The 24,039-nt window shown below is 47.5% G+C and carries 18 protein-coding genes; 12 read left to right on the top strand and 6 right to left on the bottom strand.

Annotated features, from left to right (window positions below; translation table 11 throughout):
• Positions 1-8 precede the first annotated feature (8 nt).
• From KO473_RS15565 to KO473_RS15515, 11 genes are all read left to right on the top strand, one after another.
• Positions 9-1,880: a PQQ-binding-like beta-propeller repeat protein gene (locus KO473_RS15565; protein WP_122130417.1), complete on the top strand. Its 1,872-nt coding sequence runs from the start codon at positions 9-11 to the stop codon at positions 1,878-1,880.
• Positions 1,881-2,275: 395 nt separating this feature from the next.
• A complete protein-coding gene (locus KO473_RS15560; RefSeq protein WP_005811909.1) occupies positions 2,276-3,742 on the top strand; it encodes a glycosyltransferase family A protein in 1,467 nt (488 codons plus the stop codon).
• Positions 3,739-4,671, top strand: coding sequence for a DUF4922 domain-containing protein (locus KO473_RS15555; protein WP_122130418.1), 933 nt, complete (start codon positions 3,739-3,741; stop codon positions 4,669-4,671). Before KO473_RS15560 ends, KO473_RS15555 begins: the two co-directional genes overlap by 4 nt.
• On the top strand, positions 4,668-5,981 hold the full coding sequence (locus KO473_RS15550) for a SpoIID/LytB domain-containing protein (RefSeq protein WP_122130419.1): 1,314 nt from the start codon (positions 4,668-4,670) through the stop codon (positions 5,979-5,981). The genes KO473_RS15555 and KO473_RS15550 overlap by 4 nt, the downstream gene beginning before the upstream one ends.
• Before the next feature lie 15 nt (positions 5,982-5,996).
• Positions 5,997-7,295 carry an MFS transporter gene (locus KO473_RS15545; RefSeq protein ID WP_005779073.1) on the top strand — a complete coding sequence of 433 codons (1,299 nt, stop codon included), beginning with the start codon at positions 5,997-5,999 and terminating at the stop codon, positions 7,293-7,295.
• A gap of 44 nt (positions 7,296-7,339) precedes the next feature.
• Positions 7,340-8,614, top strand: coding sequence for an exo-beta-N-acetylmuramidase NamZ domain-containing protein (locus KO473_RS15540; protein ID WP_032540332.1), 1,275 nt, complete (start codon positions 7,340-7,342; stop codon positions 8,612-8,614).
• A gap of 38 nt (positions 8,615-8,652) precedes the next feature.
• Positions 8,653-11,514: an FAD-binding and (Fe-S)-binding domain-containing protein gene (locus KO473_RS15535; protein WP_122130420.1), complete on the top strand. Its 2,862-nt coding sequence runs from the start codon at positions 8,653-8,655 to the stop codon at positions 11,512-11,514.
• A gap of 23 nt (positions 11,515-11,537) precedes the next feature.
• Entirely contained in the window at positions 11,538-12,701 is a 1,164-nt protein-coding gene (locus KO473_RS15530) for an acyltransferase family protein (RefSeq protein WP_005822881.1), read from the top strand.
• Positions 12,698-13,534 carry a BadF/BadG/BcrA/BcrD ATPase family protein gene (locus KO473_RS15525; RefSeq protein WP_005822879.1) on the top strand — a complete coding sequence of 279 codons (837 nt, stop codon included), beginning with the start codon at positions 12,698-12,700 and terminating at the stop codon, positions 13,532-13,534. Before KO473_RS15530 ends, KO473_RS15525 begins: the two co-directional genes overlap by 4 nt.
• Before the next feature lie 25 nt (positions 13,535-13,559).
• Complete coding sequence (gene murQ / locus KO473_RS15520; RefSeq protein ID WP_005811927.1) at positions 13,560-14,405, top strand: N-acetylmuramic acid 6-phosphate etherase; 846 nt, start codon at positions 13,560-13,562, stop codon at positions 14,403-14,405.
• A 31-nt stretch (positions 14,406-14,436) separates the two neighbouring features.
• Positions 14,437-16,359: a serine hydrolase gene (locus KO473_RS15515; protein ID WP_005822877.1), complete on the top strand. Its 1,923-nt coding sequence runs from the start codon at positions 14,437-14,439 to the stop codon at positions 16,357-16,359.
• A 66-nt stretch (positions 16,360-16,425) separates the two neighbouring features.
• Here KO473_RS15515 and KO473_RS15510 read toward each other — a convergent pair whose 3' ends face one another.
• From KO473_RS15510 to nrfH, 6 genes are read right to left on the bottom strand one after another with little or no spacing between them, the layout of a single operon-like run.
• Complete coding sequence (locus tag KO473_RS15510) at positions 16,426-17,112, bottom strand: Crp/Fnr family transcriptional regulator (RefSeq protein WP_005822874.1); 687 nt, start codon at positions 17,110-17,112, stop codon at positions 16,426-16,428.
• Between the two features lie 46 nt (positions 17,113-17,158).
• The gene (locus KO473_RS15505; protein WP_122130421.1) at positions 17,159-18,424 is read right to left on the bottom strand and encodes an alginate export family protein; all 1,266 of its coding nucleotides are present in this window, start codon (positions 18,422-18,424) and stop codon (positions 17,159-17,161) included.
• Between the two features lie 32 nt (positions 18,425-18,456).
• Positions 18,457-19,248, bottom strand: coding sequence for a cytochrome c biogenesis protein CcsA (gene ccsA / locus KO473_RS15500; protein WP_005779093.1), 792 nt, complete (start codon positions 19,246-19,248; stop codon positions 18,457-18,459).
• On the bottom strand, positions 19,245-20,486 hold the full coding sequence (locus KO473_RS15495; RefSeq protein WP_032542875.1) for a cytochrome c biogenesis protein ResB: 1,242 nt from the start codon (positions 20,484-20,486) through the stop codon (positions 19,245-19,247). The genes ccsA and KO473_RS15495 overlap by 4 nt, the downstream gene beginning before the upstream one ends.
• A 3-nt stretch (positions 20,487-20,489) precedes the next feature.
• Positions 20,490-21,971 carry an ammonia-forming cytochrome c nitrite reductase gene (gene nrfA, locus KO473_RS15490; RefSeq protein WP_005811939.1) on the bottom strand — a complete coding sequence of 494 codons (1,482 nt, stop codon included), beginning with the start codon at positions 21,969-21,971 and terminating at the stop codon, positions 20,490-20,492.
• 25 nt (positions 21,972-21,996) lie between these two features.
• Complete coding sequence (gene nrfH / locus KO473_RS15485) at positions 21,997-22,584, bottom strand: cytochrome c nitrite reductase small subunit (RefSeq protein ID WP_005779097.1); 588 nt, start codon at positions 22,582-22,584, stop codon at positions 21,997-21,999.
• Between the two features lie 652 nt (positions 22,585-23,236).
• On the opposite strand from nrfH, the gene KO473_RS15480 reads away from it, so the two are divergent.
• A complete protein-coding gene (locus KO473_RS15480; RefSeq protein ID WP_044299791.1) occupies positions 23,237-23,692 on the top strand; it encodes an HU family DNA-binding protein in 456 nt (151 codons plus the stop codon).
• Positions 23,693-24,039: the final 347 nt, after the last annotated feature.

Below are 24,039 nucleotides of genomic sequence, written 5' to 3'. Positions count from 1 at the left end.
CATCATCTATGAATAGAAGGCTTTCTATATTCGTAATCATTTTGTTTTTCCTGTTGCCTGCCGCCGTGCAGGCACAGGCAACAGGTTCTTTCCGCTTTGCACAACTGACGGACATACACCTCAGTCCCAACAACCCGAAACCGGCAGAAGATTTGAAGCGTTCTGTCGAACAGATTAACACCACGCCGGGAATAGACTTTGTATTAGTCACCGGAGACCTCACCGAAGAAGGTGACCGTGCCACCATGTTGCTTGTAAAGTCCATACTTGACCAGTTGAAGGTGAAATACTATGTCATACTGGGTAATCACGAAACCAAATGGAGCGACTCCGGATGCACCGCATTCAGCGATATTTTCGGAGGAGAGCGATTTGAATTTGAACACAAAGGCTTCCTGTTCCTTGGATTCAATTCCGGTCCGCTAATGCGCATGGCCTACGGGCATGTAGTGCCGCAAGACATCACATGGATGAAACAGGAAATGAACAAAGCAGGGAAAGACAAGCCTGTGATTCTGGTCACCCACTACCCCATGCTGGATGGAGATGTTGACAACTGGTATGATGTCACCGATGCCGTGCGTCCCTACAATATCCGCACCTTTATCGGAGGGCACTATCACCGTAACCGTCTCCTCTCGTACGACGGGATTCCGGGCATTCTCACCCGCTCGAACCTGCGGGACAAAGATGGCATAGGCGGTTATGGCATATTTGATGTCACTCCGGATTCTATTATCACTTACGAACAGCGTATCGGTGAACCGATGAAACGATGGGCTGCCTTGTCACTCACTAAACCTTATTACGACCGTTCCGGAAAAGCAGTGAAATATCCCAGTTTCGCGGTGAACGAAGAATATCCACAAGTGAAAGCAGACTGGTTAGTGCAGACCGGAGCCGGTATTTACTGCTCACCTGCTGTCTGGAAAGACAAAGTCTATGTCGGTGACGACTTGGGGTTTCTGACCTGCTATACCTTGAAAAGCGGACAGAAATTGTGGAATTTCCAATCCGGGAAACGTATTGTAGGCACTCCCGATGTAGCCGACGGAGTCGTCGTCTTTGGCTCTGCCGACCATAACATTTACGGTCTGGATGCCCGAACCGGTAAAGAACGTTGGCGAGTGACCGCAGGAGAACCGGTATTGGGAGCCGTAACCATTGAAAAAGGAGTTGCCTATATCGGTGCCAGCGACTCCACCTTCCGTGCCATCCACATCAAAAGCGGAAAGGTGTTGTGGAGCTATGCCGGCATCAAGGGCTATGTTGAGACAAAACCTCTGATAGAAGGAAACAAAGTCATATTCGGTGCATGGGACAATACGCTCTATGCCCTTGACAAGACTAACGGCAAGGAACTCTGGAAATGGACCGGAGGACTCACCCGCATGCACTTCTCACCCGCTGCCGTATGGCCGGTAGCTGCACACGGAAAAGTATTCATCACCGACCCGCAACGTGCCATGACTGCCATCAACCTGGAGACAGGAGAAACTGTATGGCGTACCTTCCAGTCGATGGTACGCGAAACCATCGGATTATCCGCCGACAAAAAAAGGATCTATAGCAAAACAATGAATGACAGCGTAGTCTGTTACTCCACCATCGGACACGTCCCGAAAAAGCTCTGGGCCTCTAATGTCGGTTTCGGCTATGAACATGCCCCATCCATGCAGATGGAAAAAGACGGCATAGTGTTCAGTAGTACCAAAGAAGGACTTATCTTTGCACTGGAAGCAAGCACCGGGCAGGTACTGTGGAAACATAAGATCGGTAATTCACTGATTAATACCGTGATTCCCGTCAGTCGCCACCAGGTACTGTTTACAGCTACCGGCGGCGAAGTGGGAAGACTCAACTGTTCTCCCCTCCCGTAATGAGGAGAATAGAGAGGTTCATCCGGTAAATGCGTAGTTTAATAAATGACTCTATTTATCAACGCGTTACATTTACCGGCTTTTTCGAACGGATGTAAAAGCATTTACCTCGGCGTGTAACGGCTTTTACCCCAGCGTGTAAAACCTTTTACCCCGGTATGTAAAGCTCTTTACTCCGGTATGTAAATGGAGTGATCGTGAAAAGAAACGAACGCTTTATTCCGATTATCGGAATTATGCATCTATCGGATGAATAAAAAAAGAGACTACCTGCCTTAGTGACAGGCCGGAAGACAATAAAGAGAGAAAAAAATGAAATAATAACAATAATAATCGGCAGTATCCCTCCGCCCCTCCAATGTAGGAGAGATTTTGGGAGAGACCGTCAATCGCTTATGGAATCAACAATCAATTGCTTCATCCCCTATGCGGGAGTGGCACAAGCAGAAAAAACAGTTCAAGGATTACAGGCTACAGATTTAGTGAAGAAAATCTACCTCCTCGCCACCTCTCCCGACATCGATCCACTGCCGGGATGCGAACTGCTCTATGTGGACAAACTCACTGACAGTGCTGCCATGTACGCCATTGCTGAGCGTTCCGATGCAGACTATGCATTACTCTATACCAAACATACCACACTCGAGTTGGGCATGTTCGCACTCGAACGGATGATTCATATCGCCAAAGACTCGGGAGCCGGCATGGTATATGCCGACCACTATCAGGTGACGGAAGGTAAGCAGAGCAATGCCCCTGTCATCGACTATCAGTTCGGAAGCCTCCGTGACGATTTTGACTTCGGCTCTGTACTCCTATTCAAGGCCTCAGCCCTGAAAGAGACTGTCAAGAGGATGAAAACCAGTTACGACTTCGCCGGTCTCTATGACCTGCGCCTCAAACTATCGCAGAAATATCCGCTGGTACACATCAACGAATATCTCTACTCGGAAATAGAGAATGATACCCGCAAGAGTGGTGAAAAAATATTCGATTATGTAGACCCGAAGAATCGTGAACGGCAGATCGAAATGGAAGCAACTTGCACCGAACACCTGAAAGAGATAGGCGGTTATCTGAAACCGGAGTTTGAAAAGATAGAGTTCAGTGCCGATAACTTTGAATATGAAGCTTCCGTGATAATCCCGGTACGTAACCGCATCCGCACCATACGCGATGCCATCCGTTCGGTGCTCAGCCAAAAAACAGAATTCAAGTTCAATCTGATCGTTATCGACAATCATTCTACCGACGGCACTACCGAAGCCATCGACGAATATAAAGAGGATGACCGCCTGATTCACCTCATTCCCGAGCGTAACGATCTGGGTATCGGCGGTTGCTGGAACCTGGGCGTGTACCATCCCCTGTGCGGCAAGTTTGCCGTGCAACTGGACAGTGACGATGTATATGCTCACGAGAGAGCGCTGCAACTGATGGTCAATGCCTTCTACGAACAGAACTGTGCCATGGTAGTAGGCACCTACATGATGACAGACTTCGATATGAACATGATTCCGCCGGGCGTCATTGACCATAAAGAGTGGACCCCGGAAAACGGACGCAACAATGCGCTCCGTATTAATGGTCTGGGTGCTCCCCGTGCATTCTATACACCGATGCTCCGCGAAGTGAAAGTCCCCAATACCAGCTATGGTGAAGATTACGCATTGGGACTGAATTTCTCACGCCGCTACCAGATCGGCCGTATATACGAAGTTGTCTACCTCTGCCGCCGATGGGACGATAACTCGGACGCCTCACTCGACATTGTGAAGATGAATGGACACAACCTTTACAAAGATCGCATCCGTACCTGGGAATTGCAGGCACGGATCGCATTAAACAAAAAACAAAGATGAACAAGGAATTACAGAACCTGCTGAATGAGCAGCTCACCTCGTGGGAAATGGCGCAAAAGAATTACGATGCGTTGAAGCGTGTACGTGTAAAAGAGGTAGAAGTGAATGGCTGTCTTTACAAAGTGCAGTTCAACCCGGCACGCATTGTTTCATCGGCAGCCAAAGTAGACAACAAGTCGATTCAGGAACGTAAGTGTTTTCTGTGTCCGGCCCATCTTCCGCCAATGCAAAAGGGGATTCCTTTCGGAGACCATTATCAGATATTGGTCAATCCGTTTCCCATATTCCCCAGGCACCTGACAGTTTCCGAACTACAGCACGTCGACCAGCGCATCTTGTACCGTTTTGCTGATATGCTCGATCTGGCTGATTGTGCGGAAGATTATATTGTCTTCTACAACGGCCCCCAATGTGGCGCATCAGCCCCGGACCATATGCATTTCCAGGCCGGTAGCAAAGGCTTCCTTCCCATCGAACAAGAATGGAAGGAGAAAAGGGCAGAGAAAATAATTACCAATGAAGCTGCCACTCTATGGGCACTGGACGACTCTCCCCGTACAACACTCTTAATTGAATCGGAAAGTAAAGAGGCAGCCGTCACACTGTTCAACGCCGTATACGGAGCCATGAATCTCAAATCCGGCGAAGAGGAGCCGATGATGAATGTATTGGCATGGAAAGAACGAGGCAAACAGATTGTCTGTATCTTTCCCCGCGCCAGACACCGCCCTGCATGTTATATGGCCCAAGGGGATACCAATATACTGATCAGCCCGGCTTCAGTAGATATGGGTGGCGTTTTCATCACCCCATTGGAGAAGGACTTTGAGAAAATCACAGCAAATGATATTGCCGACATTCTCAGTGAGGTATGCTTGAAACCGGCAGACTTCCGTGCATTGATAGAACGCATAAAACAACGATCATGAAAGAGCCTAAAGTACAGGTCGGAATTTTGTCCGAACCTCAAATCGAATTCATACTGCTGAACTCTTACCATATCAAAGGAAAAGAGATTGCCGGCAGACAGGTCGTGACCTATGTTGACGGACAAATCCGCTGGCAAGGACACCTTTATGACGAATTGCTGTTTGAACCCATGCACGAAGAAAGTGATGCTTTCGAATTACTGAATGTCACCATCGGCATTAACTTCCATTGGGAACGGAAAGAAGACCAACGCTTTATGGGAGCATTGAAAATCATTGTCGAGAACGAAAAGCTGACAGGGATCAATGTAATTCATGTGGAAGACTACCTGACCAGTGTCATCTCATCGGAGATGAGTGCAACGGCAAGCCTCGAACTGCTGAAGGCCCATGCAGTGATCTCAAGAAGCTGGTTATTGGCCCAAATTCATAAGAACAAAGCAATTACGGCATCTCAAAGCCTCTATTCAGCTTTCACACAGACCGACCAGGAGCTTATCAGATGGTACGACCGTGAAGATCACACCCACTTCGACGTTTGCGCCGACGACCATTGCCAGCGCTACCAAGGCATCACCCGTGCCTCAACCGAAATGGTGAGGCAAGCCATCGCTGCCACCTGCGGACAAGTACTTATGTGGGAAGGAAACATTTGTGACGCCCGTTTCTCAAAATGTTGCGGCGGTGCTTTCGAAGAGTTCCAATATTGTTGGGAAGGTATCAAGCATCCGTATCTTTCCAAGCAAAGAGACAGCAAAACAGGATCCGGACTGCCCGATCTACGGGTAGAGTCCGAAGCCGACCAATGGATTCGAACCTCACCCGAATCTTTCTGTAACACAAAAGACAAGAAAATATTGTCTCAGGTTTTAAATAACTACGATCAGGAGACCACCGACTTCTATCGTTGGAAAATAGAGTATAAACAAGACGAACTTTCCGAGCTTATCCTGAAACGTTCGGGCATTGATTATGGACAGATACTCGACCTGATTCCGGTGGAACGGGGAACCTCCGGACGGCTTGTCAAGTTAAAAATCAGAGGGAGCAAACGGACCATGACTATCGGTAAGGAACTGGAAATACGCCGTACACTCTCTACATCTCACCTTTACAGTTCCGCTTTCGTCATCGACAAGGCAGATATCGTGGATGACGTACCGGGACGGTTTATCCTCACCGGTGCCGGATGGGGGCACGGAGTAGGACTTTGCCAAATAGGAGCAGCCGTCATGGGCGAACAAGGTTACCCATACGATACTATTTTATTGCATTACTACATCGGTGCAACGATAGATAAACTTTATTAAACACACACTCTTATCATGAAAAACAAGACCATATCACCATGGGCATGGATTCCGACCCTGTACTTTGCACAAGGATTACCTTATGTAGCCGTAATGACTATTTCGGTAATTATGTACAAGAATCTGGGTATCTCCAACACGGATATTGCACTCTACACCTCCTGGCTCTATCTGCCCTGGGTCATCAAGCCCTTTTGGAGCCCGTTCGTCGACTTATTGAAAACCAAGCGCTGGTGGGTAATCAGCATGCAGTTGCTGGTTGGTGCCGGACTGGCAGGAATCGCTTTCACCATACCCATGCCAAATTTTTTCCAGACCACCCTTGCCATCTTCTGGCTGGTGGCCTTCAGTTCGGCTACGCATGACATTGCTGCCGACGGATTTTATATGCTGGCACTGAACGTACAAGACCAGGCACTTTATGTAGGGATACGCAGTACCTTCTACCGCATTGCCACAATTGCCGGGCAAGGTTTGTTGGTGATGCTTGCCGGCGGCCTGGAAATATGGACAGGCAGTATTAAATACGGATGGAGCATCACCTTCTTTATCCTTGCAGGACTGTTCCTCGCTTTTTGCCTCTACCACAAATGTGTATTACCGAAACCTGACAGTGACAAAGCAGTAGTAGGTGAGAACAGCGCAAGCGCCATTTTCAATGGATTCATAGAAACCTTTGCCTCTTTTTTCCGCAAAAAACAGGCTGGAGTAGCCATCCTCTTTATGCTATTCTATCGCTTCCCTGAAGCACAGTTAGTGAAGCTCATCAACCCATTCCTGCTCGATCCTGTCGAGAAAGGCGGATTAGGACTGACTACCGCCGAAGTAGGATTGGTTTACGGAACCATCGGCATCATCGGACTGACATTAGGAGGCATCGTCGGCGGTATTTGTGCAGCCAAAGGAGGACTGCAAAAATGGTTGTGGCCAATGGCATGGAGCCTGTCGCTGACCTGCCTCACCTTTGTATATCTGGGTTACTTCCAGCCACAGAACTTTGTGATCATCAACCTGTGCGTATTTATCGAACAGTTTGGTTACGGGTTCGGATTCACAGCCTATATGCTTTACTTGATTTACTACTCTGACGGAGAACATAAGACGGCGCACTATGCCATCTGCACTGCTTTCATGGCATTAGGCATGATGCTGCCGGGCATGGCCGCCGGCTGGTTACAGGAACTGATCGGATACGAAAACTTCTTTATCTGGGTAATGGCTTGTTGTGCCGCCACAATTGCCGTATGTGCCTTCATCAAGATAGACCCCGATTATGGGAAGAAAAAAGAGAATATTGCCGAGGAGAAGAAATAAAGTTACTCCAGGCATTGGTAGGATAACTAAAAAAAGATAAGATTATGACACATAAAAGAAGTATATTGAGACTTTTGCTCATTCTTTTTATCCTTGTTTCCAATACTCCCCTTTCCCAAGGGATGGAACCAGGTGTAAAACCTCCGGGAATCCGTATCAAAACAGGTATTGAAGTCCTAAAAGAACAAAACTTCAAATGTCTTGAAGGAAAACGTGTAGGACTGATCACCAACCCGACCGGTGTAGACAATCAGTTGCGGTCCACTATCGACATTCTTCATGAAGCGCCCAATGTCAACTTAGTGGCTCTGTACGGACCGGAGCATGGTGTACGGGGTGATGTGCATGCCGGCGACAAAGTGGATAACACGAACGACCCCACTACCGGACTACCCGTTTATTCACTCTATGGCAAAACGCGTAAACCGAGCCCTGAAATGCTAAAAGACATTGATGTATTGGTATATGACATACAGGACATCGGCTGCCGCTCGTTCACCTATATCAGCACCATGGGAGTGGCTATGGAAGCTGCCGCCGAAAATGGTAAAGAGTTTATTGTCCTTGACCGCCCCAATCCGATAGGCGGATTAAAAATAGAAGGGAATCTCGTAGAAGATGGATACATATCTTTTGTCAGCCAATTTAAAATTCCGTACCTTTACGGACTTACTTGTGGCGAGCTTGCACTGATGCTCAATGGAGAACAAATGTTGGGCAGGCCATGCAACCTGCATGTTGTGAAAATGAAGGGGTGGAAGCGAAAAATGGATTATGTACAGACAGGACTCCAATGGATTCCTTCGTCCCCACACATCCCGCATCCGCATTCCGCTTTCTTCTATCCCGTTTCGGGGATACTCGGCGAACTGGGCTATATGTCGATTGGTGTGGGTTATACCATTCCGTTCCAAATGTTTGCCGCTCCTTGGATAGAGGCAGACAGATTGGCTGATAACCTGAACCGTCTGAACCTGCCGGGAGTGATATTCCGTCCGATGCACCTCAAACCCTTCTATTCGGTAGGCAAAGGGGAACATCTGCAAGGCGTACAAGTACATATTGTGGACTTTAATAAAGCTGCACTAAGCGAGATACAGTTTTACGTGATGCAGGAGATAGCTGTACTCTATCCGGGCCGGGCCGTATTCGACCATGCCGATAAAGGACGTTTCCGTATGTTCGATCTCGTCAGCGGCTCCAAAGAAGTACGCGAACGTTTCAGTCAGCGCAACCGCTGGGAAGACGTCCGCGATTATTGGTACAAAGACGTTGACGACTTCCGCCGGCTGTCGAAGAAGTATTATTTGTATAAATAAAAACTGGGACCGAGGAGTGCCCGACAAACAAAGAAACAATGAAAACGGAAAGAAACTATGACGAATTCCTGCGAGACATCAGCCGATTTATCCCACAGGATAGAATATTTACCGACGAGCTCCATCGCCTGGCATGGGGGACAGATGCGGGTTTCTACCGACTGATTCCTCTAATTGTAGTTAACTCGATCGACGACGATGAAGTATTCGAAATGATCTATCTGGCCGACAGATATAATATACCGGTAACTTTCCGCGCTGCCGGAACCAGTCTTTCGGGACAGTCCATCAGTGACTCTGTTCTGATTATAGCCGGCAAAGGCTGGGATCACTACGAACTCTCACCCGATCACGAACAGATTTACCTGGAGCCCGGTATCATCGGACAACGGGTAAACGAGATCCTCGCACCTTACGGACGTAAATTTGCTCCCGATCCGGCTTCCATAAAAAGCGCCATGGTAGGTGGAATCGTAATGAACAATGCTTCGGGCATGAACTGCGGGACACATGCCAACAGTGATAAGATGCTGCTGTCGGTACGTATCATACTCCCTGACGGATATTATCTTAATACCGCCAGCCAGGAATCCCGAGAAAACTTTGAAGAAGATCATCCCGATTTCCTCCGCCGCATCTGCGAGCTACGTGACCAGGTACGTAGCAACAAAGAACTGAGTGCACGTATCCGTTATAAATACTCAATCAAGAACGTAACAGGGTTGAATATTCTTCCCTTCCTCGTATACGATGATCCGTTCGATATTATTGCCCACCTGATGGTAGGCTCGGAGGGCACATTAGCTTTCCTTTCCGGTGTGACTATGAAAACGGAATACGACTATCCGCACAAGGCAAGCGCCATGCTCTATTTCAGCGACATCAAAGAAGCATGCCGTGCAGTGGTAGCCATGAAAAAACTCGTCAACACAGATGGGGAGTGGATTGTAAAAGGTGCGGAACTGCTCGACTGGAAATCCCTGGCTTCTGTGAATGATCCGACGGGAGAAGGGCTAACAGCCGTATTGACCGAAACCAAAGCACGCACACAGGAAGAGCTCAACCACAACATCACTGTCATCGAAGATACATTAAAGGCATTTAAAACCTACATCCCGGTCCACTTTACCGACCGTCCCGAGGAATATTCCAAATATTGGGCAATCCGTTCGGGCATTTTCCCCTCTGTAGGAGGAACCCGTCCTCCGGGAACAACCTGTCTGATTGAGGATGTGGCCTTCCACATTGAAGACCTCCCCGAGGCGACAGCCGAACTGCAACAGCTCATTGCCCGGCACGGATACGATGACGCCTGCATTTACGGTCATGCGTTAGAAGGCAATTACCACTTCATTATCAACCAGTCATTCAGTAATGAAGTTGAAATAAAACGGTATGAAGCCCTGATGAACGACATAAAAGAACTGGTAGTGGACAAATATGACGGCTCATTAAAGGCAGAACACGGCACAGGACGAAACATGGCTCCGTTCGTAAAGCAGGAATGGGGAGAAGAAGCTTTCGCTATCATGAAGGCGGTAAAACAACTCTTTGACCCCAAAGGATTATTTAATCCGGGCGTTATCTTCAACGACGACCCTCAATGCCATATCAAACATTTCAAGCCTCTCTCACCATTGGCAATAGGAGAAGGCTCCGAAGTGACACGCCAGATAGACCGGTGTATCGAATGCGGATTCTGCGAAGTGAACTGTCTCTCGTGCGGATTCACGCTCTCCTCACGCCAGCGTATTGTCATACAGAGGGAAATCTCACGCCTGAAAAAAAGCGGGGAAAATCCGCAGTTACTGGAAACACTGTCCAAGTTATACCGGTATCCGGGTAATCAGACCTGTGCCGGTGACGGCCTGTGTGCCACGTCTTGTCCGATGGGTATCAATACCGGTGACCTGACCCACCTCCTGCGTCAGGCAGAGCTACCGTCCAACAGCACCGGTTATAAGGCGGGGAAATTTGCCGCCAATCATTTCGCAGGAATAAAAAATGCCCTGCGACCGGTACTGTCACTTGCCAATACGACACACAGCCTGCTGGGAACTTCCAGGATGACTTCCATTACTCGAAAGATGCACAACGTATGGGGACTTCCGCAATGGACACCGGCCATGCCTATGAGCTATAAGATACACAAGAAGGACAACAACAAGGCACCGGATGCAAAGAACAAGGTGGTCTACTTCCCCAGTTGCATCAACCAAACTATGGGATTGGCAAAAAATTCTCCCGTAGAGCAACCTTTGATTAACAAAATGCTCTCTCTGCTTCAGAAAGCGGGATACGAAGTCATCTTCCCGCCCAAGATGGAGAAACTCTGTTGCGGAACCATTTGGGAAAGCAAAGGTATGCTGGATATAGCCGACAGCAAATCGGCTGAACTGGAAGCCGCCTTATGGGAGGCCAGCGAACAGGGACGGTATCCGGTACTTTGCGACCAGAGCCCTTGTCTGCACCGTATGCGTGCCACTATCCAAAAGATGAAGCTATACGAACCGGCTGAATTTATCTATACGTTCCTGCGGGATAAACTGGAATTCACTCCCACAGACCGTCCCGTAGCCGTACACATCACATGTTCCATGCGTAAAATGGGATTGTCGAATACACTGATTTCACTGGCCGGACTATGTTCAACGCAAGTGCTTGTTCCAGAAGAGGTGGGTTGTTGCGGCTTTGCCGGAGATAAAGGATTCACCCGGCCGGAACTCAACACTTATGCTTTACGCAAACTACGTCCGCAACTGGAGAAAGCAGGAATCAGTATCGGCTATTCAAACAGCCGCACCTGTGAAATCGGTTTAGCCACTAACACCGGCATCCCCTATGTATCGATTGCCTATCTGGTGGATCAGTGCACTCGTCCACGTGAAACAAAAGAATAACTTAACACTTAAATAAGAATGCAATGAATCAAACAGCCAACAAACGTCTACTTGCCCTCGATGTGTTGCGGGGTATCACTATCGCAGGAATGATTATGGTCAACAATCCCGGCAGCTGGAGCTACGTATATGCTCCCCTCGGTCATGCGGCATGGATCGGCCTGACTCCGACCGACCTGGTCTTTCCTTTCTTCATGTTCATCATGGGCATTTCCACCTATATATCATTAAGAAAGTATAACTTCGAATTCAGTCATTCTGCAGCCTTGAAAATACTTAAAAGAACCATTGTGATCTTTGCCATCGGTTTGGGAATCGCATGGTTCTCCATGTTTTGCCACACTTGGAATTCACTATCCGGCGAAGATATTCCATTCTTCTCCCGTCTGGGGGAATCAGTCTGGACTTTCGGTCACATTCGCATCCTGGGTGTCATGCAGCGATTGGCCCTCTGCTACGGCGCAACGGCTATCATCGCTTTAATCATGAAGCATAAATACATCCCATACCTGATAGCCGCCTTGCTAATCGGTTACTTCATCATCCTGATCACCGGAAACGGATTTGAATACAACAGTACCAACATCCTGGCGGTGGTGGACCGTGCCGTATTGGGCGAGGCACATATGTACAAAGACAACGGCATCGATCCGGAAGGTGTATTAAGCACCATACCTTCGATAGCCCATGTGCTGATAGGCTTCTGCGTAGGCAAACTGCTGATGGAAGTAAAAGACATCAATGAAAAAATAGAACGCCTGTTCCTGGTTGGCACTATCCTCACCTTTGCGGGTTTCCTACTCAGCTACGGCTGTCCAATCAGCAAGAAGATCTGGTCACCGACATTCGCGATTGTCACTTGCGGACTGGCATCCAGTTTCCTGGCACTCCTCGTATGGATTATCGACGTGAAAGGTTATACACGATGGAGCCGGTTCTTCGAATCGTTCGGAGTCAACCCACTATTCATCTATGTGACCGGAGCCGTTCTCTCTATTCTGTTGGGCAACATACTGATACCTTATGACGGTCATACCATCAGCCTTCACGGATTTGTGTATAAGATCATCCTCCACCCCCTGCTCGGCGATTATCCCGGTTCTTTAGCATTCGCCATCTTATTCGTAGGGCTGAACTGGTGTATCGGATACATCCTGTATAAGAAAAAAATATATATAAAGATATGATACTAATAGCAGACAGTGGTTCTACTAAGACCGATTGGTGTGTAGTAGAGCATGGACAGTTAGTCCAGCAGATTTTTACGAAAGGCACTAACCCTTTCTTTCAGTCTGAAGAGGAAATCAGTAATGAAATAGCAACCGCCCTGATTCCTCAATTAAAGACAAACAAGTTCGAGACTGTTCACTTCTATGGAGCCGGTTGCGCTTTCCCCGACAAAATAGAAACGGTGCGCAAAGCCATAGCTGCGCATCTGCAAGTCAGCGGAGAGATTGAGGTCAGTACGGACATGCTTGCTGCCGCCAGGGGACTGTGTGGCCATCAACCGGGCATCGCCTGCATCATGGGCACAGGATCGAACTCTTGTTATTATGACGGTAAAAACATAGTCAGCAATGTATCGCCATTAGGATTTATTCTGGGTGACGAAGGCAGTGGAGCGGTTTTGGGCAAGCTGCTGGTAGGCGATATCCTTAAGAATCAAATGACTCCGGGACTTAAAGAAAAGTTCCTGGAACAATACAACCTGACGCCTGCCGAAATTATCGACCGGGTATATCGCCAACCGTTTCCAAATCGTTTCCTGGCAAGTTTCTCTCCATTCCTGGTCGAACACCTCGATGAACCGGCCATACGCGAACTGGTTCTGAACAGCTTTAAAAAGTTCCTGAAACGCAATGTAATGCAATACGACTACCAGCATGCCCGGGTCCATTTCATCGGTTCAGTAGCGTTCTACTACAAAGAATTACTGTCGGAGGCGTGTAAGGCAATGGGGATTCACCTGGGAACGATTATCAAGAGTCCGATGGAAGGACTGATTAAATTTCACGAGTAACGTATACGAATTATAGAACAAAAACATGAATAGTAATATAGAAAAATCAGATAAAACATCCTTCGTCAAGATTTCCGAGCAACCCTCGCTCTACAGTGATCTTGAGAAGAAGTCGGTCCGCGAAATACTGGAAGATATCAATACTGAAGACCAAAAGGTGGCTCTTGCCGTACAGAAAGCTATTCCTCAAATTGAAAAGTTAGTCACACAGATTGTCCCCCGCATGAAACAGGGGGGACGCATCTTCTACATGGGGGCCGGAACCAGCGGACGCCTCGGGGTTCTCGATGCTTCAGAGATCCCTCCCACTTTCGGGATGCCTCCCACATTGATCATCGGGCTGATTGCAGGCGGAGATACCGCCTTGCGTAATCCGGTAGAGAATGCCGAAGACAATACCACCCGGGGGTGGGAAGAACTGACGGAACATAACATCAACAGTAAAGATACCGTCATCGGTATTGCAGCCTCAGGTACGACTCCCTATGTGATCGGAGCCATGCATGCGGCACGCGAGCACGGCATCCTCACCGGTTGCATCACCAGCAACCCGAACTCGCCGATGGCCGCAGAAGCCGATGTACCCATCGAAATGATCGTAGGTCCCGAATATGTAACAGGCAGTTCGCGCATGAAATCAGGAACAGGACAGAAGATGATTCTGAACATGATCACAACCTCGGTTATGATTCAACTGGGACGCGTGAAAGGCAACAAGATGGTCAATATGCAGCTTAGCAACCAGAAGTTGGTGGACCGCGGCACACGCATGATTGTCGAAGAACTCGGGTTAGAATATGACAAGGCTAAAGCACTGTTGCTGATGCACGGTTCCGTGAAAAAAGCGGTAGATGCATATAAAGCCGGATAACAAAACCGAACCCTCCTAAACTTACAATACCATGAATACGAAAAACAAAGTTCACTTCTCCCCCATCTCCCTGCAGGAAAGAAAAGGGACGAAATCTCTGCTCACCGCTTTGGCGCTTCTGTTCTGCAGTCTGCAAGCTGTCGCACAACCTCTGCCACGCGTTGCCCCCGAGCAAGTAGGCATGGATTCTCACCGTCTGTTGCATGCCGACGAGGCTATTCAGAAGGCGATCCTTAACAAAGAAATACCGGGAGCCGTACTCGCCGTGGTCCGTCATGGCAAAATGGCCTATCTCAAGGCTTATGGTAACCGGCGGATCTATCCCAATATAGAACCGATGGAGATAAATACCGTCTTCGATATGGCTTCTTGCAGCAAGCCGATGTCGACTGCTGTTTCTGCCATGATTCTGATTGAACGCGGACTACTGCGCCTACTCGATCGCGTCAACCTCTACCTGCCTGACTTCCGGGAATGGCAGGGAGAGAACGGAGAGAAACAGGACATCCGCATTGTAGACCTTATGACTCACACTTCGGGCCTTCCACCTTACGCACCGGTAGCCGAGTTACAGAAAGAGTACGGTTCACCCAATCCGGAAGGGCTCATGAAGTATATTTCCACTTGCAAACGTGACTTCAAGCCTCAAACGAATTTTCAGTATAGTTGCCTCAACTATATCACCTTGCAACATGTCATCGAAGTCATTACCGGACAAAACCTGCGAGACTTTGCCAAAGAGAATATCTTCAATGTCCTGGGCATGCAGCACACCGATTATCTGCCCACCGTACAGCAGAAAGACGGAAAGTGGATAAATACCGTAGATTACCCCTGGATGGATTTGATTGCACCTACCGAGAAGCAAAAAGACGGAAGTGTACTCTGCGGACAGGTGCACGATCCGTTGGCGCGCATCCTGAACGGAGGAATCTCCGGCAATGCAGGGGTCTTCTCGGACGCCAATGATATTGCCGTTCTCGCAGCTGCCTTGCTGAATGGGGGCGAATATAATGGTCGCCGTATTCTCAGCCCACTGGGGGTAAAAACCATGCGTACCGTTCCCCGCGAAGTAGCCGGACTGGGACGCACTCCGGGATGGGATGTCTTCTCAGCCTATGCCTCAAATCATGGCGATCTCTTCGGCCCGAACACCTTCGGGCATACAGGATATACGGGTACTTCCATCCTGATTGACCCAGATAACGACACGGCCGTCATCCTGCTCATCAACGCCGTGCATCCTGAAGACGGACACAGTGTAGTCCGCCTCCGTTCGCTGGTTGCCAATGCAGTAGCCGCTTCTATCTGCCCGCCCGCACAAGTATATACGGATCATTATTACAAACGTTTCCTGGAATTTGAAGCAGATGCTCCCATCGGGCCGAAGGATATCGTAATGGTGGGCAACAGCCTCACCGAAAACGGCGGAGACTGGAGCATACGCCTGAATAAAAAGAATATAAGAAACCGCGGAATCATCGGTGACGGAGCAATGGGAATTTACCAACGTCTTTTCCAGATATTGCCCGGCACTCCCCGGAAGATTTTCCTGATGGCAGGAATAAACGATGTGTCACACAACCTGAGTGCCGATAGTGTGGTAGAACTGGTTACTCTGGTCATAGACAAAATAGGAACCGGATCACCATCCACCGAACTCTATCTGCAGAGTCTTTTACCCATTAACGAATCGTTCGGACGATACAAAACAATGACCGGTAAAACCGACCTGATACCCGAAATCAACAGTAAGTTGGAAGCACTTGCCAAAGACAGGAAAATACCTTTTATCAACCTTTTCCCTCTATTTACGGAGAAAGGTAGCAATGTGATGCGGAAAGAACTGACTACGGACGGACTCCATCTGACGGAGGAAGGCTACAAGATTTGGAGCAAAGCATTGAGAAGGGTGTGTCGAAACTCACCACAGAAGGCACAGAGTAAATTTTAAGCCATTGATTATCAATATTGATAATCTGTGGTGATCTGTGGTGAAAAGACTCTTGGCACAGCCCTTTCAAATATATTCTTTAAGTGCCGCCATATCTTCCAGCGTCACCACTTTCTTATTGATTGAAATCAGGCCCTCCTTCATCATCTTATTTATTTCTTTCGAAAGTGCAGGGCGGGTTACCCCCAGATATTCTGCCAACTGGACCTGATTATGCTCCAATATAGCCGTATTCGGAGAAGTCTTATGCTCCATGAAGTAATAAACCAAACGGCTGCGCAGCATCTTGTAAGAAAGAATCCTCAGACGGGTGACCGTACACTTGTTACAATTGCCTGTGACACACAGGAAACGGTGCAGTAAATCGGGTACGGAACTGATCAACTTAAAAACGGAAGTACGGGTAGCCATCAGCAAAACAGAATCTTCGCTGGCAGTAAACGTAGCAGGCAAGAGATTTTTATCGCCAAACAGATGGGGTGTGGCAAAAGCACGGGGAGCACGGATATCTTCTACCTTCACCAGATTTCCTGCCACATCAACGATATTGACCTCCAGTTCTCCCTTCAGCAATACATACAAATGATTGCAATAGGTGTCCTGCTTCAATACGACCTCTTTCCTGGCAACCTCGTACACCGAAAGTTCCAGTTCCAAAGGCAGCCGACGTTGCAAACTGACATCCATATCCTTAAATAAAGATATCTGCCACAAGATTTTTTGATATTCGTCTGTAAACTCTACTTTTACCACAATGCTTGTCTTTTTAGCAAAGATAGCATTTTCTCCCGTACCAATCCTACCACTTGGTAAATAAAATACGCGGATTGATGTTCAGTGTCAGCCATCCCCAGTCCTGCCAGCTCTTATGGCTGCCACCTTTTACAATGTCCATATATTTAGTTCCAAGCATGGTCGAATAACCGGCTGTCAGTTTTACATCTTTCATCAAAGCATAATCTACCTGCAAATCGAACTCCGATCCCAGACTACGTCCTTCTTTACCGTCTGTGGCCGTTACGTCATAAGTCGTAGAAAAATGGTGATAATTCAGTGAAAGCCCTATCTTTTGGGTCGGCTTGAAATCAACACTGAGTATTTTGTCCCACAAACCTTTGTTATAAGCCGATGCATAAAAATAATCCATTCCTCCATAGAATTTATGATGTGTCCCGTAAAGCGGATCAAAAGTAGTTACCTTCTTACTGTCGGGATCTCCGCTCAGGTAGTCCGTGCCGAGGCTTACACTCCACTTTGGATCAATCTTATACCCGGCTTTCAAGCTGAACATATAAGCAGATACCTTCTTGTCGGCTTTGTTTTTACCCGACTGGTAATAGACGCTACCGTTCAGCAACCATGCCCCGGGTGTATACACCAGATAAGTACCCATCGTCTGCATATTAGCAGTTTTACCCTTTTCTTCCGTCCCTGTTTCAAATCCGGTATTCATAAAAAGCAGTGAAGCAGTGAAATCTTTAGCCCACCGGCCATTATACCATACCGTTTGCATGGTTTTATAAGGCTGTCCACCGGGAGCATAATAAGTGCCACCATAGGAGCGATCTTCATTATTCTGATTAAAAGCCAGTATCAAATGCAACTTGTGCATCTTGCTTTCATACCCCAACTTCAATGCATCGTGGAAGCGGCCTGCCACATTCCAGTCCAGTCCGCCAAGCAGACGCTCATCATCATACGAGAGTGGCTGACGCCCCAACTGCGCAAACAGACCTTTTGAAAAATCAAGCCGTGCCCAAGCTTCGTGCAAAATAAACCGTCCGTTTTTATCGATCTGCGGATCCTGCCCCCACACCCCTACATGCTGTGCAGCAAGTTTCATTTGCAGGCGATCGCGCTGATAACCTAAGGATAGCCGTGCCCGCTCGTTGATAAAGAAAGTCGGACTTGTGCCTTCGGGACGGGGGTTCAACACTCCATTGCGGTATTCACCACGAGTACGTATTTGTGCATCAATTGTAAACTGATTCTCCTTTTGTTGCTGTGCAAAGGCGGACAGCGGTGCAAAAAGCATTGCTGCCCAGATTAGATTCGTGATTCTCATAACTCAATTAGTAATTAGTAGTTAGCGATTTATCAATTCAAATTATACGTATGTACGCTGGTTCCCTGTGCCGATGGCAGATAATTAATGCCATACCAACACATTTGCAGCAATACAAAACAAATGAGGAGCCCGACAAGTGCCACACGTACTTTTTGCCGCCTGTTCATCCGGTAGTGGATATAACAGAGATAGCCTATCCACGTGGCTGCCGCCCAGGTTTCCTTCGGATCCCAACTCCAGTAATGCCCCCAGGCCTCTTTAGCCCACAAAGCTCCGAACAACATTCCCAATGTCATGAAGGATAGTCCTACATTGACCAAATTATCACACAGTTCCATCTCACGTTCTTCGGTAGCTTTTTTCTTGATCCAAAGCAGGTATACCGCCATAACGGCCGCTGCGCCCAACATAGCATAAGCAAACATATATACAATGACATGCGGTGCAAACCAAGGACTTTGCAAAGCAGGCATCAAGGTTTTATTATGTATCTCGGGTTTAAACAGGTTGATACAGATGAATACAAGCGAAAGAACAAAGCTGAAACTCAGAATCCACTTATATCGCCAGCGGCTATAAGTGATGATGCCCGCCAAAGGTAAAAAGAAAGAATACCACAATCGGGTTTCACCCATTGTACGCATCGGAGGCCGTTCCAATGAAATCCACATCCCAAGGATAAAAGCAAAAAAGACGGCCAGTCCTGCCAACGTGGCTGCATAAACAACAAACTGGCGTTTCTCTTTCCATGCGGCAACGGCACCGATAGCCCAACACAGAAGAGCTGCCATGGCAAATATCACAAAATGATCCCAACTCATACGTTGTCCTCCTTTCTTTTCTGTGACAGGGCGAACAGGCAGACAGCTCCGGCTATCATCATCCAGATACCGGTATAAACCATCGGTAACCACGGATCACGAACCAGTTCAAACACGCTTATATCGCTCCAGCGACCTTTCGACTCGTCATAACTTAACTGATATATTTTCCATCCCTCCAACTCAAAAGGTTTATTTACCTCAATCGTGGCCGAATCACGGCGTCCCGACTCTGTATAAACTTTCACCTCGGATGCAAAACGGCGAGGTTCACGCTCGGGCATTACCAGACTGGTCTGATCGTCGAGACGGATAGCCTTATAAGGAAACATAAAACTGCCACAACTCACCCATCCTTCATGTTTCCGGCCTGTTTTATCATTCACTGCCGTCAGATAGACAGCATAAGCAGCTCCCATTGAAGGAAAGTCCACAAAGTTTAAAGTATCCTGAGTCGCTACACTGGCTGCCAAAGGGAGTTTCTTCTCTATGTGGATTTCCCAATCGAGCAAATGCCCGGCATGAAAATCATCTTCAATCAGCAGGTTTTCCGGCTTCCCGACCGGCAGTGCTTTACCTGTTTCATTGTCAATCAACATCAATTTCGGGGGATATTCATCGATCGTAAAGTTCTGAAGCTCGATAGCCAAAGGCAGCTCCCGCATTTTCTGATTTTCATCGGAAGCCCGCCATTCGGCTTGTCCTATCTTTGTAGTCATATGCAGACGCTCCATATCGGCATTTCCCAATACAGCTCCGGTCAGTGCAAGGAAAAGTCCCAGATGGTTCAGCACAAAAGGAACGTCCCGCCAATGGAAATGATGAATCCTCCGAATGGTGGTCAACCCCAACAAAGTGACCATCCAGAGGAACAACAGCACAAACGAACAGGCGGACAACATTTGCGAAAATCCCAACCAGTTTTCAATACCGGACAAAGGTATATCGGACTTCACCTGGCGGATCAGTCCCATCACTACAGTGAGCACGGCCACTGACACCATGGATGAAACGGCAGCCTGACAGCTCCCCATCCACCGGATAAAATAACTCTTTTGTGAAAAGGTGTAGGCCGATAACAAGATAACGACATATAGCAACCCTACACACACATTCACAGGGTAAGAAAGAATGGAAAGCGTGCACTTCCCCACCGTCATTTGCAGGAAAATGCCTGTCAGAAAAAGTCCGCCACAGATGGCGAACCCTTCTTTATATCCCCAAGGTTTCTGCCACATAGTTTACAGTTTAGCCAGACGACCGTTAGCCTTCGCTTTCTCCAACCATTCGGGTACTACTGTTTTCAGGAATTTATCTTTCGCTTCACGCTCTTTCTGCATATCGAGACCGATATACTGCTGCGCTTTCTCTTTAGTCGAAATATCAGGCATCGGCACATCGGCTGTATAGCCATGCTGAGCCAACACTTTTGAGATGGCAAGACGGGCCTGCAAAGCTTTATCAAGTCCGTGTCCCAGAATGCGCTGTATCTCTTGCGGAGCATGGAACGCACCACCGTGTGAAGCCACACCGAAATCCCATCTCCACTGGGCCTGGCGAATCAACTTCAACGCCTCTGCCATCTGAGTATCCGTCGCACCTTTATCCCAGGCGAATTTAGCTTCAATATGCGCTTTAGCCAACTCCTGTTCCAGACGGCCACGAATTTCATTCGCTTTACGCTGACGGTCATATACATTATTCCGCAATGTCTCTTCGCTCTCACGATGACAAACCTGACAAGTCCGGTCGATCATAGCTAACGGACTCTGAATGTGGTGATCGCTGAATTTCATGCCTCCCTCGCTTTTGTAGGGCATATGACAATCGGCGCACGACACTCCGCGTTGGGCATGAATTCCCATCTGAGAGATCTCGTAATCCGGATGTTGTGCTTTCAGTATACGGGCTTTGCTCAGTGCATGTGTATAATCGGCAAAGTCGGCCTCGTCATAGTAGGCTTCCATATCTTCTACCGAAAATCCTTTATCCCAAGGGAAAGTCAGGTATTTGCCATCTCCCTTGAAATAATATTCCACGTGGCATTGTGCGCATACCAACGAACGCATTTCCTGCGGAGTCGCTTTATCGATATCTTTCCCCTGACGGGCAAATGCCTCGCGCAAAGCCGGACGGCTGATATGCAATTTCATATTTGTCGGTTCATGACAATCGGCGCAACCTATCGGATTGACGATCTCACTACCGAAAGCTCCCCACTTATTATTATAGAACGAATCCACTCCAATAGCTTCCATCATGCGAGGAACGTCCGGACTCTTACAAGTCCAGCAGGTAGAAGGCTGCGGCCCGCTTTTATCATCCATCGGCGCACCGGTACGGAGTGAATGTGTAATGTCCTCAATAGCATGCATATGTCCCCTCGGAGTCGAATAATCTTTTGAGAATGCATAGCCGGCCCAAAGCACCACCATCTCGGGACGTTGTGCAAGTACATCTACCGCTTCGTTACCGTTAAATTCACTCTTGAAATCGGTCTTAGCCGTTTCTTTCCATGTTTCATACTCACGTGGGTAGTTATCCCCAAACACTTCGTTTCGTGGTTCTATTCCGGTAATTTCCACCCGTTTGTTATTGAAAACGCTTACCGTCTCTGCCCGGCGTTCCATCAGCGCCGAGACAACAAGCCCAAGCACAAAAACGACTACCATCGCTCCGCAGAACAACAACCATCCTTGCCATGATTTCAGTTTCTTTTCCATAATTCTGTTATCTTGATTTTCTATATTATTCGATCATTTTTTTCAACCATTCCGGTGTAGGAGAATCCGGATAAGGGACTAACGCATTAGGAGTGGATGCGACACTGTTACTTCCTCCATGCGGTACGTCCCGATGACAGTCCCAACAAGCTTTCCCTTCACCTACCTGAGACATCATATAATCTATCCGTCCTGTACTTACAAATTCAGTGTTCAGTTGTGTATGACAACGAATACAATTATTCATAATCACCTCCGAGCTTTCACCATTGGCACGAACCACATCTTTTTCTCCATGGGTGAGGAATACGGCAACATGACGCATACCGTCCATTCCCTTGAATACCCATTTCTTCACTGCATTTTCGTGTGGAACATGACAGTCATTGCATGTAGCATTCCTGCTATGCGAACTATGAAACCACGTCGCATAATACGGTCCCATGATATGGCAATTAACACAAGCAGCCGGATCATCGGTCAGATAGGTATGTGCCCGAAGCATATAAAGGGTCAGAGCCCCTCCACCTACAATCACACCTGTTATAATGATCGCAAGTACTCTCCACTTACGCGAAGGGAGTAACCATTGGATATATTCTTTTACCTTCATAGTATGTATGCTATGTATTTATGCAAAGAAAGGGATTTTTAATATAAAAAAATGTAATCTGGATTACATTTGCAAAAAAAATAGCCCATACTGAAAAGAAAAAAAGAGAAGCCCTTAAATTGCTCTTGTTTACTTAGTCCAATCCGGCCGATAGACTGTATCACTTTCGTCTATTTCTTATGATGGGAGAGGTTAAACAGATTCTTTTTAGTCCCCCAGGAAAACAAAACTCTGCCAGTTATCTAATAATAGATATTCAGTAACCATCTTTCCTATGAAAAAACAGCCATAAAAAGTGCCTTCAACGCTTGTCCATAAGCAAATTATTTTTAATTTTGTAACTACACCATTGAAAACGGTATGCCGCTTTCAGCAAACCTGACGAAAGATATGCGTATATCAAGATTAAAAACCGACAATACCCGAAGGGAACAATCCCCCAGAGGTATCATTATAAATTACAGTATAAACCCCTTCGGACCTATAACCGGGTCGTAGATGCGTCTCTGCTCAACAATAATCATGCTTCTGCCCAACAGTGACCACATCTCTGCCCAACAGTGACCATCTCTCTGCCCAACAGTGACATCTATCGAGAGCGACCCGCCCCACAAGCCCCTACAAAGGTTTCGAAGACTAAAAACCAAAGCTTATGGCATTTTTTAAGAAAGTAATGAAAAAGATCAACAGTAAATGGTATCCGCAGACTGTTACAGTAGGAAAGCCGGTCACGACCGACGAAGTATCGCAACGCCTTGCCGCCGAATCCACCGTCAGCCCAGCCGACACGCTGGCCGTACTTAAAGCCCTTGGCGGAGTGTTGGGCGACTATATGGCCCAAGGCCGTACTGTAAAACTAGACGGGTTGGGCACGTTCTACTACACCTGCCAAGCGGGTGGTAACGGCGTAGACAGCGCCGACTTGGTGAAAGCCAGCCAGATCAATGGCGTACGTGTACGCTTTATCCCCGAAGCCCATCGCAAGGGAGGCAGCACTACAATGACCCGCACCCTCATTAGTGACAACATCTTCTGGGTAGAATGGGGAGGCAAAGATGCTGCTACCGGAGAGGAAGGTGGTGATATTGTAGATGATCCCACCGCCTAACAGTTAAACGGAACAAGACAGTTTACGAAGAGCCGATGAAAGGGCGCATTACACTCCCTTTCATCGGCTCAAAACATTTCCGCTTCTTTCTGCCAACTTAACGCCGCTTTTCCAAATCCAACAATTACAAATGAGGAATTTAGTAAGCATCTCTATATTATACTGCAAAAAGCAAATTATCAGACTCTTATGATAAGAATAGAAGCTCCAGTAAACCAAAGAGGGTGTCCGAAAAGGGTACCCTCTAACTTTTTTCTTTTTTTGTGATTTATCCAACAACTTATAAAAATGCCCCTCATGAAACTCAATTTTCTCCCTTTATCAGTCTTATAATCCTTTCCATCCCT

This window comes from Bacteroides sp. HF-4919, from assembly GCF_018860125.1.
Note: the sequence above shows the minus strand (reverse complement) of the source record. Positions and strands in the feature narration are given on the sequence as shown.